Origin of the sequence: Undibacterium sp. Ren11W, from assembly GCF_049340485.1 — a bacterium.
In the GTDB taxonomy this organism is placed as follows: Bacteria; Pseudomonadota; Gammaproteobacteria; order Burkholderiales; family Burkholderiaceae_D; genus Undibacterium.
This window is the reverse complement of sequence record NZ_JBMPPB010000006.1, coordinates 1-15,478: the sequence shown is the minus strand read 5'-3', so window position 1 is coordinate 15,478 and position 15,478 is coordinate 1. Positions and strand designations below refer to the sequence as shown.

The window sequence follows — 15,478 nt, the reverse complement described above, 5'->3', positions numbered from 1 at the left end:
CGAAAGTGATGAGACTATGCTTTGGAAAATATTTGCGGGTGCCAGTATTCTGGTATTGGGTCTAGTTGGATGTATGTCTGGCGGCGATGGTGCGGCCATCATCAAACCGGCCGCCATCGTATTGAGGGGCGGCAAGGTCATGACGATGGACGCCAACAACCGCACGGCACAGGCAGTGGCGGTCAACGGCAACCGCATCGTTGCAGTCGGGACCGACGAAGAAATCGCGCGCTATATTGGACCAAATACCCAAGTCATCAATTTAAATGGCAAGACCCTATTGCCAGGATTTATTGATACTCACATCCATCCAGTAAGTGGTGCCGAGCGTCTGGCGCAGTGCAGCGTCGATGGGGCCGCTTTATCGGTGGCCGATATCATTACCTATGCGCTGCAAGATTGCCTGCCCAAGGAAGTCAATCCGGCTGCCGACAAGTGGATACAGATCGTCAACGTCAATCCGGCTAATTTTGCCGCCAGCGCCGCCGATCTCGACCGCATCAGCACTAGCCGTCCGGTACTGTTAGCCGGTATCGATGGCCATACCTCCTGGGTCAATACAAAGGCGCTGGCCTTGGCCCATATCGATGTCAACACGCCAGATCCTAGCGGTGGCCAGATAGAGCGCGACAGCCAGGGCCAGGCCACCGGATTCTTAAAAGATGCGGCACAGGGATTGGTGATGGCGATTATTCCGGAACTGTCATTCAGCGAGAAACTCACGCTGACCCAGCAAGCACTCGATCTGGTGCGCTCTAAAGGCATTACCTCTATCCAGGATGCCTGGGCCAGCCCGCAAGTAATGGAAGTATATGAAGCGCTGGAAAAAACCAATCAGCTCAATATGCGGGTACGCGTGAATTTAAAATCCGATATCGTCGATAGTGAAGCCGAATATCAACGCCTGCTCGCCATCCGCGCCCATTTTGCCGGACATTCTTTGATACGCGCTGACGGCGTCAAAATTTTTTCGGATGGGGTGATCGAATATCCGACCCAAACCTCGGCCATGATGTCGCCTTTTCTGGATGAAAATGGTAATCCCACCGAAAATTTCGGTGGTCGCTATTTTGAACCTGGGGTCTTGAATCGCTATGTGGCCAGACTCGATAAAGAGGGTTTTAGTCTCAACGTGCATTCCATCGGCGATTTCACTACCCACGCGGTGCTCGATTCTTTCCAGTATGCGCGCGATAAAAACGGGGTGAGTGACAACCGCCATCAAATCTCGCATCTGCAAATCGTCGACCCTGCCGACTTTTCTCGCTTTGCCAAACTCGGAGTGGCCGCCAACATGCAGTTATTCTGGGCCGAACCTGACGAATATACGATGGACGCGGTGGCCCCCTTCATCCGTCCAGAAACCCATCGCTATATGTACCCGGCCGCTAGTCTGAAAGCAGCGGGCGCGACCTTGATAGGCGGCAGCGACTGGCCGGTAGACGCGATTCCTGGCGACCCGATGCCAAACACACCTCTGGCCACTATGCAAATCGCAATCACCCGGCAAAACGCGCAAAGTGACTCGCCCCATTTTGGCGAAATACTGCATATAGAAGAAAGCACAGATCTGCACACCATGTTGGCGGCATATACCATCAACGCCGCCAAAGCCATAAAACAAGACGCCAGCACCGGCTCCATTGAGGTCGGTAAATTGGCCGATCTAGTAGTGCTAGACAGCGATTTGAGCAGCACCGCAGCCGCGCAACTCGACAAGGTTCAGGTCTTGTACACCTTGTTCGGCGGCGCCATCGTATATGACGCCAGCAAGCTGCAAACTACGCAAAAAATGCAACAAAAGAGAGTCATGCAGAGCAGCGCCATGCGCAGCGACGGCATGCCGCTTGCGATCAAACGCCAGCGCCGTAGCCACGATATGTGCGGACACGATCACTAAGCGCGCAACTAGCTAGCCGTCCCAATAAAACACGAAGACACAACGGCACTGCGCTAAGGCGCAGTGTGCAAATTTTTGTCAATAACCATTAGCCTGCTAACACAGCAATCAGGAGATAAAGATGCATGTTCCCATTTCTACCCGCCACAAAAAAACCCCTTTCACGCGCACCTGTCAACAAATCTTGCTCACGATCCTGGTCGCACTGGCGGCCGGCAACCAAGCCCTAGCGCAAGAAGAAAAAGTCTTGAATGTGGCGAACTGGTCGGATTACATAGGCGAAAATACCATTAAAGATTTTGAGAAAGAAACCGGCATCAAAGTACGTTACGATCTGTTCGATAGCAACGAAGTCTTGCATGCCAAACTGGTGGCAGGAAAAACCGGTTACGACATCGTGGTGCCCTCTTCAAACTGGGCACAAATTCAGATAGAAGGCGGCCTGTTCCGCCAACTGGACAAAAGCAAGATACCGAATTTATCCAATCTTGATCCGGTACTGAGTGCACAAATCGGCAAAATTGACCCTAACAATAAACATCTGGTCATCTGGTTGTGGGGCTTTGACACACTCGGTATCAACGAAGAAAAAGTAAAGGCGGCGCTAGGCAACTTACCGATGCCTGAGAATGCCTGGGATCTGGTCTTTGATCCTAAATATATTTCCAAGCTCAAGTCCTGCGGCGTGTCACTACTCGATGCCGCCTCAGAAGTACTGCCACCAGCCCTTCAATATCTGGGCAAATCACCCTACTCGAAAGTCAATTCTGATTACCAGGATGCAGCCCGCTTATTGCAGTCTATCCGTCCCTACGTGACCATGTTTAGCTCTTCCGGTTACATCAATGAATTAGCCAATGGCTCACTGTGTCTGGCGATGGGCTGGTCGGGCGACATCAATATCGCGCGCCAGCGCGCCATCGACGCCAAAAACGGCAACCATATCGTGACACTGATCCCGAAAAAAGATCCAACGCTATTTTTCGACACCATGGCGATTCCCGCCGATGCACCGCATCCGAATAATGCCATGGCCTGGATCAATTTCATTTTACGTCCGGAAATTCATGCCCAGATCTCGAATAAAGTCTTGTATGCCAATCCCAATACTGCCGCCTTTAAATTCGTCAGGAAAGACATCGCCGATAACAAGACCGTCTATCTAAGCCAGGAGGATATGAAAAGGATGATACCGCCTGAAATGGTCAATTCCGATATACGGCGCACCATGACGCGCATCTATACCAAATTCAAAACCGGTATTTGATCCGGTATTTGATCCTGCTGCTGATCCTGCGGATGAGCTTGCTGAGCGGCACAGGCAGCGCCTGTGTCCGACACGGCGAGCGGAGCGCGCGTCAGCATAGATCGCGCGCAGCAAAACTCGTAGAAAAAATATGAACGTGCCACCCTTTGAAGGAAGATTCATGTACACCGTAAAAAAACTCGTGATCTGTATCGCCATCGCTAGCGCCTTCCCGGCCGCCTGCATGGCACAAGCTGCACCCTCGCAAAAAAGTGAAATCGAGGCACTAAAAAAACAAGTCAAAGAACTGCAAGCCATGATGCAGAAAATCACGCTGCAAAATAGCCAAAGCACCGCACAGGCCGCAGAGACCAGCGCCCAAGTGCTGTCTATCGTGGAATCGAGCAAACAGGCGCTACAGGCAGATAAATCAAATGTAGTCGACGTGGCAGAATTCAATCGTATCCGCGTCAAAACCGAGGCGATGGAAGAAGCGGTAGAAGCCAACGGTTTCAGAGCCTTAAAAATTTCCGGTTACGTCGATCCGACTTACCTTTACAACCGCAATGCCAAAACATCGAGTTTTGTGTTTTTCAATAACAATAGCTCGATTAACGGTTCCGATGAGAGTTTTGGCTACGACAACAGCTCCTTCGGTAGCGGCATGTTCAATATGGAAAAAGAACTCGATGGCGGCACCAAATTCAAACTCACTTTAATGCCCAGCAAAAGCTCAGCCTCATCGAATAATTTCGGCAATCTGGTGCACGAAGCGTCCATCTCCATGCCTCTGTACGAGCCGGCCACCCGTCTGCTCGCCGGCCAGTTCCCCGATTGGACCGGCTATGAAGCGATCCCCGCGCCACAAAATAAACTCATCACCCACAATCTCTTGTTTGATTTTTCAGCAGCCAATTTTTATACCGGTGCCGGTGTCGACCTGCTACGCGGAGCATGGGATAGCAAAATCATGATAGGCAATATGAACCGTGCCCGTGTCGACGTCGCCAAACAACAAATGCCCGGCCTGTTTTACCGGGTCGACTATACCCGCGATGAATTTAGCAGCGTCGGCTTTTCAGGCATCCATAGCGGCTTTGACGACAAGCTAGATAGCGGACGCCTGGACCTGGTCGAAATCGATGGCAGCCTAACCCGTGGGGACTGGAACTTTCAAGCGCAATTGAGTTATGGCCGGCAAAGTGCCACGCCGGCCAACGCATACTTAAATGAACGCCAGCACTGGTACGGTCTGTCTGGCTTGGCCTCATACAAAGTAAGCCCTCGTCTGGATGCGACAGCCCGTTTCGACTATATCAATAATGCACGTCACGGCGGCGGCCTGTTCGGCTCGACCTTCGACGGTGTTTGCAAAGACAGCACCGGAGCGGACGCCAGCTGTCCGGACGGTCGCAACGGTTTTGGCTCGGGTATGAGCTACGACGGCAGCAATTGGATAGTCAGTGATCCAGACAAAGGCAGCAATCGTTCCGCGCTGTCGCTGGGTCTCAGCTATGCCTTAATGACCGGCGTCAGTATCAAGGGGGAGTACCGATTTGATTATTCCAACGCGAATGTATTCAAAACTGCAGACGAAAAATACACGCAAAGTAATCATCTATTCGCGCTCTCTACGGTCATCAGTTTTTAATCTAAAAAGTTCAGCTGAAAACTCGCATCAACGTCTTATGCGCTTTCAGCATAGCGAGTAAGCTGGTATCTGCTATTTTAGATTTCAACTGGGAACGTCCAAAATCCATCCATCGGGAAACCGCGTTAAACCCAAACCGGAGCAATTCGTCGGAATGGAGAATTGGTAATAACGCGATGCGCCCGGTTTTTTTAGCCCCACCTGCCACACCGCACTATCCATGCGCCTTTCCAAGCCAACAGCCTGAAAAGCCGCATGGATAATGCGCGCTGACACACCCTGATTTCATGTTTTTCGAACACTAGGCGTAGGCCAGATCAGATCAGAGCCAAGCGTCGTGAATTTCAGCAGAGGCAGCATCACCAGGTTCGACACCGGCTCTATCGCGAATTGGGGTAAGCAGTAGAAACCGATACATTCGTCGCCGCGCTATCAGAAACCTGGTTCATAGAAATAACCGTTATTGCTTTAATCACAAACCTTGCTCAACGTATTAATATATCGTAGAATCTGCCCACCATTTCGTCTCACGTAACTGGCGCAAAGACTCAAATTTTAATCACTTGGTAAAATTTGCAGTACATGATGGAGTTCCATCGGGAAGCGTGAGATTTGCAGGCTCGCAGCAGTACTAGTATTGACAACACGCGAGTCTGACCGTGCGCCTGGGTAAGCCTGATGGTATTTCGATTGAGGCTACCCGCATTTCATGTATTAAGCTCAATCATCACAATCATTCACGAGTTACTTTCTCAACAGGAAAACCATGTTTGCCAAGAACCATACCCTCGCCAATATCGATCCAGAAATTTTTGCGACGATACAAAAAGAAAACCTGCGCCAGCAAGAACACATAGAACTAATCGCTTCTGAGAACTACACCTCGCCTGCCGTCATGGAAGCGCAAGGCTCACAACTGACGAATAAATATGCCGAAGGCTATCCAGGCAAGCGTTACTACGGTGGTTGCGAACACGTAGACGTGGTAGAGCAACTGGCGATCGACAGACTCAAGCAGTTGTTTGGCGCCAACTTTGCCAATGTGCAACCTAATTCTGGTTCTCAAGCAAACCAAGGCGTGTTTTTCGCGCTGCTGACTCCTGGTGACACCATCATGGGCATGTCGCTGGCCGAAGGTGGTCACTTGACACACGGCATGCACCTCAATATGTCCGGCAAATGGTTCAACGTGGTGTCTTACGGCCTGAACGCACAAGAAGATATCGATTACGATGCGATGGAAAAATTAGCGCGCGAAACTAAGCCTAAACTGATCATCGCTGGCGCGTCTGCTTTTGCATTGCGTATTGATTTCGAACGCTTTGCAAAAATCGCCAAAGAAGTCGGCGCTTATTTCATGGTGGATATGGCGCATTATGCCGGTCTGATCGCTGCCGGTGTCTACCCTAATCCGGTACCTTTCGCCGATGTCGTTACTTCGACTACCCACAAGAGCTTGCGCGGCCCACGCGGCGGCATCATCCTGTGCAACGACGAAGCCATCTCTAAGAAAATCAACTCGGCGATTTTCCCTGGTATCCAGGGTGGTCCTTTGATGCATGTGATCGCCGGTAAGGCCGTGGCATTCAAAGAAGCACTGAGCCCAGAATTTAAAGCTTACCAAGAGCAAGTCATCAAGAACGCCGCCGCATTGGCAACTACCTTGACTGAGCGCGGCCTACGTATCGTTTCTGGTCGCACCGAATCACACGTGATGCTGGTCGATCTGCGTCCAAAAGGTTTGACTGGAAAAGAAGCCGAAGCCATCCTCGGTTCTGCCCACATTACCTGCAACAAAAACGGCATCCCTAACGATCCAGAAAAACCATTCGTCACTTCCGGTATTCGTCTGGGCAGCCCAGCCATGACTACCCGTGGTTTTAAAGAAGCCGAAGCGATTAAAGTAGGTAATTTATTGGCTGACGTTTTGGACAATCCGCACGATGCAGCGACCATAGAACGCGTCAAAGCAGAGGTTAAAAAATTGACCGACGCCCACCCCGTCTACGCTGCTTAAGCTAGCCATAAAACGCCACCTGAGTTAGGTGGCGTTTTTTTATACCGACCAGAAATACCCGCAGCCATAGATACTCCCTACCAGTATTTTTTTGATACGCACACAGAATATGCGCACTAGACCAGAATACTTATTAAATCCTAGGGAGTATATTAAAATAGCCTGTCAACATAGACCCAGCCACTCCTCTTCGGAAACAGCGCCATGAAATGCCCTTACTGCCATCACGACGAAACCCAGGTTATCGACACCCGCGTCCCTGAAGATGGCAACACCATACGCCGCCGACGCCGCTGTGCGCAATGCGACAAGCGCTTTACCACCTACGAGCGAGTCGAGTTGACGATGCCGTCTATCGTCAAAAAGAACGGTAGCAGAACCGAGTTTGAACCAGCGAAACTACGCGCCAGCCTGATGCTAGCACTCAGAAAACGCCCGGTATCGGCAGAAGCAGTCGATACCGCCATCCAACGCATAGAAGAAAAACTCTTAGCCAGCGGTGAACGCGAAGTCATCTCCGGCTACCTGGGTGAACTAGTCATGCGGGAATTAAAACGCCTTGATAAAATCGCCTACATCCGTTTCGCATCGGTCTATAAGAGTTTTGAGGATGTGTCGGAGTTTCAGAATGTAATCGAAGAATTTGAGACTAACGAACGTAAGCTAATCAAAAAATAGTCCCATTTGCAAAATGAAAATTCATTGTTGGAATAAGGGCCTTTAAGGCGCACATCCTTATTAATTCTAAAAAAAACGACCTGAACATCAGCTATATTCAAGTCGTTTTTCTATCTATCTAAGCCTCCTGTAAGGCTTTGTTTTCATCGGCCCAGTAAAGCTCTGACGGCCAAACAATAGCAAAAAGCCAACACTATTGCCCCGCCCAACAAGCAGTCGCCGATTTGCTCGCAGTACCGCTCTGCCCACGCAAACCTGTGTGATCAAGGGTAAAAGTAGCGCATTCGTCAGCAGCGACAGGAACCGCTTGCAAAGTGTATTGACTAGTATTCGCCGTTGCTGGCACCACGATACTAATGTTATATCTCGCAGTGCCCGCTTCCGGCGATTGTGCGAACGGAAGAACCGTCGCACTAGCCGGGAACTTATTGTCGATAGTAAATTGTTGCTGCATCCAGTTTGCATTCTTAAGTAACACAGCCATTGCATCCGCACGTTTTGCGCGCTTCACATAGGCGGTGTAATTTGGCAAGGCGATAGAAGCGAGCACGCCAACAATCACTACAGTGATCATTACCTCTATCAAGGTAAAGCCGTTTCTTTTACTCTGTTTCATAGTTTGCATATACTTATCCTTTAGTGCGCAAAATCAGTTTTTGAAAATAATCTGACGCCAGGTTCTGAATATAGAAGCACCAGGATTGAATGGTTTATCCTCCAGCGTTCCCTTCGATGTATTAATTTTCGCAATCGATGTCGAACCAGTATTGATCAAGGTGGGGTTGGTTAACGTCCCCTCAACCACAATTGAGCTAAGATTCGTAGTGGTGCCAAACAACGGTGTACTATTCGCCGCGCCACTCAAGCCGTTAAACCCCATGAGCTGGGAATCTCCGTTCGAGCCACATAGATCCGCTACGGGAACAAAGGTTGTCGCAACTATGATTTTTGCATTGCTAAATAACAAATCTCCCACCACACGCTCGCCTGCTACTAATAAATCAATATACCAACCTTTCTTGCTGGTCCAGTCGATGGTGTTGCTAGTTAAGGTGCGCCCCACAAGCTTGCCGGACTCACTTACGTCAGTCAAAGTTTGCTGCACAAGATCAGCATGGTCAATTACAGCGGTGCTGCCAGCCTTATCCCAGATTCCATAAATACTCTGAATATCTTTATTTGCCTTGTCTGAGGCCACCATAAACCGACCAGTACCGACCGTGACCAAAAAACCACCATTGGGATGGATCTGAATATTTGGTTTTTGAACGATAGGCTGAATATTGATCAGCCCGGTTGCATCCATATTAGTAGTGAACAATTTGCTATATGAGTACGCCACCGTGGTCGGGCTTGCCGCATTCACAAAACTAAATTTCCATAAATTACCCTTAATATCACCTGCATAAGCACCAACCAGTTCATGGTTACGGTTAAACAAAGGAGCAGGTGCAGATAAGCCATTCGGTGCAGCCGCTGTAGCAGTCGCATCGACTTCAAATTCTTTTACAACGGTACCATCGGAGACTTTAATTAAAAACAAGCTCGCCTTATAGCTGGCACTGTCTGGGCCGTTGGCGACCAATATGACTGATTCACCATTGGGGAGACGCCCTATTGATGTATCTCCCATCACATTCCCCAAGTTAGCTAGCCCCGTGTCTGCTGCAGTTTTTTCCCACATAACACTACCGGTTCCCAAGCTGTCTGGCGACGAAATGTCTAAGGCAAAAATGCTGCTGGTTAAACCCGCCCCGGTAGAACCAACCAATACTGTTTTCCATGCGCTGCCGTTATGAAAATCATTGGCAGTTAAATGACCGTCAACAAAATACCTATGTCCATAATTTTTGTCACTCAAGGACTTTAAATTGCCGTACACAGAATTAGGGATATACGCAAAGGTTTCAACACCGGTAGTGCCATTAAATGCGTGTAACATTCCGTCATTTGCACCGGCATAGACCATCGGTGTTTTCGCCGTTTTTGTACCGAGATAGGTATCATAAGCGGCACCAATACTGGATAGGCCCGAATAACCGAAATCTTCGTCACTCACATATTTGGGTGCTGAATTAACAATATCTCCCAAAGGACTACCAGCGACAGCTGTGCGGTAGCGATAACCCGTCGCCGAATTCTCAGAAACTTGCTCCTTACTTCTATTACCTTTCAAATATTCAAGCACATCAGTATCTCCTAATGCCGCTTGTTGACTATTTACACCAGTAGTTAAATTTAGCCAATCAAAAGCCACGGCAGATTTACTCACCGGGTTCCAGGTAACGATGTTCCGGCTATTCCAAGCAGGGATCAGTGTCGCAGCATCCCACACGATTACATCCTCGTCTCCGTTGGCCTTCAAGGTAATTTTTTTCAAATGCCCTGCCCAAGTGCCCGACTCGAAGCTCGGGACATAAATGATGTTAGTCGCACCGCTAGCCTTGTTACCAGTTGTCGCAACCGATGCAGCTGCACCTTCACTACCGCCAATTTCTTTAAGAATTTTGACTAGCCCGTCCTTCAAATCGGTAGGATTACCTGCACTATAATAGTGACCACGGCCATTCACGGCTGCATGCCATAAATCGTCTATGTTTGCCTTGTCATCATCCTTAGGAACACCCCAATTCTTGGTGCCCGCTTTAATATCAAAAAAATCACCACTCGTAGCTACGTCGTAATTTGATTGATACGTCAAATTACCGTTTGCGCCCAGGCCTATGGTGAAGGTACGCATATGTTGTGTGGCCAAAGGATCATTCTTGGTACCTGCTTTATCCGCGAGTGTTGGGCGCAAATCCGTCATATAGTAATACATAGCTATATCTGCCAAGGTAGATGACGTTTTCTTTGCATCCAGAGTGCCGCTTGCCTGTGTAACAAACTTACCATCCGCCGTGCCATCGTAATCACCGCTAACACCAGAGTACGCACTATTCCAATAGCCATCGGTCGACATAATATGGTAACTGGCCCGGCAACTTAATAGGGTCTTATCCGCGGTTCCCGTCCTTGGATTAGTCGCAAAATAGGGGTCGTTATTTGTATAGTCAAAACTTGCGAGAGTACCCGAATACAGCTTGCCTATCCTATCCATTTGCGCACGCAAGGGTGTACCATTGCCAGGATTGATACCGTATAGCTTGGTATAAAAATCCTGTTTTTGGGCTGTATCAAAGGCGCGAATAGTCAGCCAACTTGCCGAGTCAGTGACACCAGTATTATCAACCGTGGTACTTCCGTCAGAAGCTTGCGCATTGATCGCATTAAATCCAACCCGAAACCTTGGTGTATTGTTAGGAGTAACAACCGGATCAATAGGGGAAAACGCCAGACCCATTGCACTCTTGGTCATTAAAATACGCGTTCTATAGTAACTGAACCAGTTCGCAAAATTTTGCAACTCTTGGACACCACTACAGGTCGTGCCTGTACCGCAATCGAGTCTACTATCTTTACCCGCTACCTTACTATAGGTAGTGCCCGTAGATATATCAATTCGAGTAGGGAATGCACTATCTGAGGGAGTGGCGGTTTTAATATTTGTGTTACCGTCCCATATATAATAGAAAGCATACCGCGACACTTTTGTTTTATATGTACCGCTACCTGTATCGCTGATAGTCTTACAATTGGTAGTGTTTGGCCCAATGCTCCAAATATTCGAAGCGTTTTTTGTATAAGTAAATATTGGCAAGGTAGGCGTACTACTCGGTGCATAACATACAGCTGTTAAATCGAGAGTATTGCTTGAAAAAGGACTAGCGACTGTAGGGTAGGGATCCAACCTTGCCCCAGTAGGGGAGCTTGGCGAAAAATTACTCCCCAAATAGTCAACAGGAGGTGCATAAGTGGTTGCGGGATTGTACCAAATACTATTATAACTACTCGAATAATACGCACGCTTATCCCTCGTCGCATTTGATACGGGGCCAGTTAAAGTCCCGCTGGTACTAGTTGCCGTATATTCAAACAGTCCATCATAACCAGTGACGGAGCCCCACTGCATACTGCCAGAATTATCCAAAGAATACATAATGTTAGGCTGCGCAGGCAGCGCCAAAAACAAGGGCTCTTGCGCCAGCGCTGCCAACGCCGATCCAGAATATGCAGACATTAACACGAGCAACACTGGCGACAACTGCCTCGCCAATGAACTTTTACCTAGGCGGCTTAAATTATTAATTCGCAACATGGAAGCTTCCCCAATTTTTATCAAAATTTCAAATAACTCTGCAACATTACAACAGCGGTGTCTGCACCGCCGGTAGCACGCGCAGTAACCCGAAAGGCACGTATAGATTGGTCTCTCACCGTTTCAGTAACGTCTAATGCCAGAGTCTTACTCACATTCTCAGCCATGCAACGAGGTGGTGCCGCTAAACCTTGCGCGGTAGCTTTAGCGGTAGTCAATATATCCACAGATTTTGTATTACTCCAGTTGGCATCAACTTCCCAATTATTCGGACCAGTGGTAACCGGTTGAATCACCGAAGCCCATTTTGAATCGGTCCGAACCATATTTTCGCAATATCGCAAAGCTTGCTCGGCGGCTTGAAATGCCAATTGCTGATTGCGCTGATTACCTGCCATTTTCTCTCCCAGTGTGACATTGCGGATTGCTGTAACTCCTAGCAACATCATCACCACCAAGAAAATCAACACAACTGGCAATGCAACGCCTTTGTCTAGCTGCCTATTTTTAAATTGTATGTTCATCATATTTTTACCGACTGATCGTCATTTCAAACTTGGGGTCGAGTTATTACGTATCGTAAAAACATTTGTAAAAGTAGCCCGCAATTTTTTATCGCTAGCGGTGGCTGAGCTACCGTCACACTTGGTATAAGTTTGGGCGCTAGTCGTAACCTTGTTCGCACTGACGACCTGTAAGCACACCTTAACGCTAATAATCTGGTTCCAATTAGTTTTGTTATTGTTTGGACTAATCGGCAGAGCCTCGATCACCGTAGCATCCGTTGTATATTGATCAGGGGTAAAATTCCCAGAGGTATCCGCGCCATAAGTAATTAGCATATCTTCCACATTACTGAGTATTGGCTGCGGGTTAGTAAATGCGCCACTTCCGTTGCAATAGAGCGAAGTCGTTGACTCTCCGGATTTAGTCGCCAAATAGAATCGATTAGTCACGATACCCGGATCAGTTGCTGTAGTATTGGCCGATCCGTCTGCATTTTTCATTGCTGCATTTTGTCCATTACAATCCGCGCCGACACCGGTATTCGCATTGTAAGTATCATCAACCCGATACCTGATCTGAAATGCTGGCTTCCCAGAGGTACCACACACCGGATCCAAAGATGTGGCTTTAGGATCTGCAAAACCGCTATTACAACCTTTCATCGCTTGCGCTGGGCTACCATCTGCCTTTACAAAATCGGTTGTCGTCGCAGTCAATAACTTGCCATAACCTGCTTGAATAATGTTACGTCCGATCACTCCCATTGCATAACGTCCATCTTCTTGCAATCGAGAACTATCATCTCCAATGTCATAGCTGGCTTTACTATTAACAAAAAGACTAGTAATAAACAAAAGTATAATTAACCCGATAGTGATTGAGACCATTAATTCAATCAAAGTAAAACCTTGATGTCGAGAAAAGCCAAAGTGAGGTAAGTAATTATTATTCATGGGAGAAATACCGTTTTAAAGCAGCGAACATCAACATTTGTTGCAGACAGAGCGGCGGCTCTGCAGTTTATGTCCAAGCTATTTTCTTGTGCCACCCCTGCGGTGGTCTTATCGTTTTTGCTTGGCTCATTGAAATAGACCGTAATCGTAAAACCATTTACGACATCTCCAGCAATTTCGCCCCAGCCACCGTTGACTGTATTTTTAAGATTTAGTCGCCACTCACAAAGATCACGAGCGGCAACATTCGCAATAGTACCCGCGGTGGTGGAACAAGCGCCGCTAGTTAACCCAGGATTCGCCAGATAAGTATCTGTCGTTACATAGCTAGCTGAGCCAGCCACGTTAGCACGCATCCGATCGGCAATGTCCGCGGTGTTAAAACTTGCCAGTGAGCGGAAGTGCGCGGTCTTTTGAAAACGCAATGAGGATATCTGCAAGCCAGCCAAACCAAGTAAGGCAAAAGCTGAAATAACTAAGGCAACTAGCACCTCGATCATGCCGACCCCAGCTTGACGTCGACAAATGGAACGGTTCGTTTGTAAATGATTATTCATTATATGACCTTTAGCAGCTTCCTGAGTTGCCATCACGAATCGTTTTAACACGCCCGGTTCTTTCCATACAAACCTCTCTCGGATACAAATTTTTGTAGCTAAAATTAAAAGTTGTCGTCGCTGTGCTAATGGGCTGCCCACTGCTATTGAAGGTAATACTTGCCACACTTGCTGGAATTAAGATATTCGGGAGTGCTGCTTTACGCGCCAGGATTACTTCTGCAGCTTCATATGTGCCAACATTTGTAGTGGTGCTACTTTCTACATAAGTCAACCATCCGGAAGCCCAATCAGTCGCACCAGAATCACATGTTGGAGTTGCGGAAGTAGCGTTGGCACTACGGCAGACGGTAACTAACCGTCCTTGCTTGATGGCCTCAGAGCGTGCTAAAGCTACAGTTCCAACAAACTCATTAATCGAGGTTGATACGCGATTGTTATTAATGAACGCAGACAAACTTGGAATCGCTATTGCCAACAAAATAGCAATAATTGTGATTGTGATCATCAACTCAACAAACGTAAAACCCTCCATTTTCCGGATTTTACTTTTTAGTACATAGATTGAAATATTCATGCGATAACTCAAATTAGGCTGGCTTGAGTTCACTGTAACGCAGGTCAATTACTTGACCAAGACATATTCGACGGAACGTTAAATATCAAAGATAAGCGGCATGGGAACTCAGTTCCGAGAAATACTCTGTTGTGTTTAAATGCAAGCAAGCATATCGCGAATTACGCGAATTCGTCCCGTACGAGCAATGCAAACGATACGATCAAATTTTCCGTCATAGTTAAATTTAAAGTTACTCCCTGCCATACTCCCTAACGGAGCCCCTAAGCCGTTGTACGTAACAGATCGCACAGAGGCCGGAATATATGTTTTATCAGGAAGAGAACCTTGACGTAAGATGATCTCCTCACCAGGACCTACTACACCAACTCCTGTAGCAGTGCTATCTTCCACATATACTATCCATCCGACACCCCAATCATTCGAGTCCCAATCTCCGCTCGTATTTTTATTACAAACGTTACTACCAGTTTCCGCATTAACGCTGCGACACACAGTTACTAATCTCCCGCGCTTAATAGCCTCAGATCGCGCCAAGTTATGCGCAGCCACAAATGTATTAACATGACCAGAAAGTCGAAATTCAAGCAGTATATTTCGTAGGCTTGGCGCTGCAATAAGTAAAATAATTGAAAATATTAATATAACTATGAGTAACTCATTCAATGTAAATCCAGTCTTATGAACTACTAGTTTTGATACATTTGATTTGACAACGAGCATATCAGCACCTAAATAAGTAATTAAATGACATGTTTAGAATATACTCTTGTTTCATTTTCATCAACTGTAGCAATGGATTGTGTTTCAATATAACAAATTTTATTTTAAGGATAAGAGAATTGATTTGAATTGAATTAAAAAATTTTAGGGATGGCATTCGTCCTCTCATTCATATACTCTGCATAATTTTTCAGAAAATGTTCCCTTTGCGCATGCAGATAGCGCGATACAAAATATACTGGGGGAGAGTATTGGGAATAATGCGATAAGTGAGGGGAAAGAGACGAATATATGGGAGTTGGATCGGGACTGGACCTCGCAAAGCAAAAACCCCTCAACAGTAATCTGTTGAGGGGTTTTCTAATAAAAGCCTGACGATGACCTACTTTCACACTGGTTGCAGCACTATCATTGGCGCGGAGTCGTTTCACGGTCCTGTTCGGGATGGGAAGGGGTGGTACCGACTTGCTA

At 47.5% G+C, this 15,478-nt stretch carries 12 protein-coding genes, 1 rRNA gene and 1 riboswitch; of the genes, 5 read left to right on the top strand and 8 right to left on the bottom strand.

Annotated elements, in window-relative coordinates:
• Positions 1 to 16 precede the first annotated feature (16 nt).
• The 5 genes from ACO0K8_RS14265 to nrdR all read left to right on the top strand — a co-directional run bounded on the left by ACO0K8_RS14265 (position 17) and on the right by nrdR (position 7,492).
• Positions 17 to 1,900 carry an amidohydrolase gene (locus ACO0K8_RS14265; RefSeq protein WP_422947329.1) on the top strand — a complete coding sequence of 628 codons (1,884 nt, stop codon included), beginning with the start codon at positions 17 to 19 and terminating at the stop codon, positions 1,898 to 1,900.
• A 121-nt stretch (positions 1,901 to 2,021) separates the two neighbouring features.
• Positions 2,022 to 3,167, top strand: coding sequence for a polyamine ABC transporter substrate-binding protein (locus tag ACO0K8_RS14260; RefSeq protein WP_422947328.1), 1,146 nt, complete (start codon positions 2,022 to 2,024; stop codon positions 3,165 to 3,167).
• Between the two features lie 160 nt (positions 3,168 to 3,327).
• A complete protein-coding gene (locus tag ACO0K8_RS14255; protein WP_422947327.1) occupies positions 3,328 to 4,797 on the top strand; it encodes a DUF3138 family protein in 1,470 nt (489 codons plus the stop codon).
• A gap of 521 nt (positions 4,798 to 5,318) precedes the next feature.
• Positions 5,319 to 5,475, top strand: a riboswitch (ZMP/ZTP riboswitch).
• An 88-nt stretch (positions 5,476 to 5,563) separates the two neighbouring features.
• On the top strand, positions 5,564 to 6,814 hold the full coding sequence (gene glyA, locus ACO0K8_RS14250) for a serine hydroxymethyltransferase (RefSeq protein ID WP_422947326.1): 1,251 nt from the start codon (positions 5,564 to 5,566) through the stop codon (positions 6,812 to 6,814).
• A gap of 204 nt (positions 6,815 to 7,018) precedes the next feature.
• Positions 7,019 to 7,492 carry a transcriptional regulator NrdR gene (gene nrdR / locus ACO0K8_RS14245; protein WP_422947325.1) on the top strand — a complete coding sequence of 158 codons (474 nt, stop codon included), beginning with the start codon at positions 7,019 to 7,021 and terminating at the stop codon, positions 7,490 to 7,492.
• Between the two features lie 193 nt (positions 7,493 to 7,685).
• Here the strand turns inward: nrdR and ACO0K8_RS14240 are convergent, their stop codons facing one another.
• The 8 genes from ACO0K8_RS14240 to rrf form a co-directional block, all read right to left on the bottom strand.
• Positions 7,686 to 8,117: a type IV pilin protein gene (locus ACO0K8_RS14240; RefSeq protein WP_422947324.1), complete on the bottom strand. Its 432-nt coding sequence runs from the start codon at positions 8,115 to 8,117 to the stop codon at positions 7,686 to 7,688.
• Positions 8,118 to 8,141: 24 nt separating this feature from the next.
• A complete protein-coding gene (locus ACO0K8_RS14235) occupies positions 8,142 to 11,690 on the bottom strand; it encodes a pilus assembly protein (protein ID WP_422947323.1) in 3,549 nt (1,182 codons plus the stop codon).
• Positions 11,691 to 11,710: 20 nt separating this feature from the next.
• The gene (locus ACO0K8_RS14230) at positions 11,711 to 12,217 is read right to left on the bottom strand and encodes a pilus assembly PilX family protein (protein WP_422947322.1); all 507 of its coding nucleotides are present in this window, start codon (positions 12,215 to 12,217) and stop codon (positions 11,711 to 11,713) included.
• A gap of 18 nt (positions 12,218 to 12,235) precedes the next feature.
• Positions 12,236 to 13,150: a PilW family protein gene (locus ACO0K8_RS14225; protein WP_422947321.1), complete on the bottom strand. Its 915-nt coding sequence runs from the start codon at positions 13,148 to 13,150 to the stop codon at positions 12,236 to 12,238.
• The gene (gene pilV / locus ACO0K8_RS14220) at positions 13,147 to 13,740 is read right to left on the bottom strand and encodes a type IV pilus modification protein PilV (RefSeq protein WP_422947320.1); all 594 of its coding nucleotides are present in this window, start codon (positions 13,738 to 13,740) and stop codon (positions 13,147 to 13,149) included. The genes ACO0K8_RS14225 and pilV overlap by 4 nt, the downstream gene beginning before the upstream one ends.
• Positions 13,718 to 14,284, bottom strand: coding sequence for a GspH/FimT family pseudopilin (locus ACO0K8_RS14215; protein WP_422947319.1), 567 nt, complete (start codon positions 14,282 to 14,284; stop codon positions 13,718 to 13,720). The genes pilV and ACO0K8_RS14215 overlap by 23 nt, the downstream gene beginning before the upstream one ends.
• A gap of 135 nt (positions 14,285 to 14,419) precedes the next feature.
• Positions 14,420 to 15,007 (bottom strand): GspH/FimT family protein, encoded by a 588-nt coding sequence (locus tag ACO0K8_RS14210; protein ID WP_422947318.1) that lies wholly within the window; start codon positions 15,005 to 15,007, stop codon positions 14,420 to 14,422.
• Between the two features lie 369 nt (positions 15,008 to 15,376).
• Positions 15,377 to 15,478 (bottom strand): 5S ribosomal RNA (gene rrf / locus ACO0K8_RS14205); the annotation flags it as partial.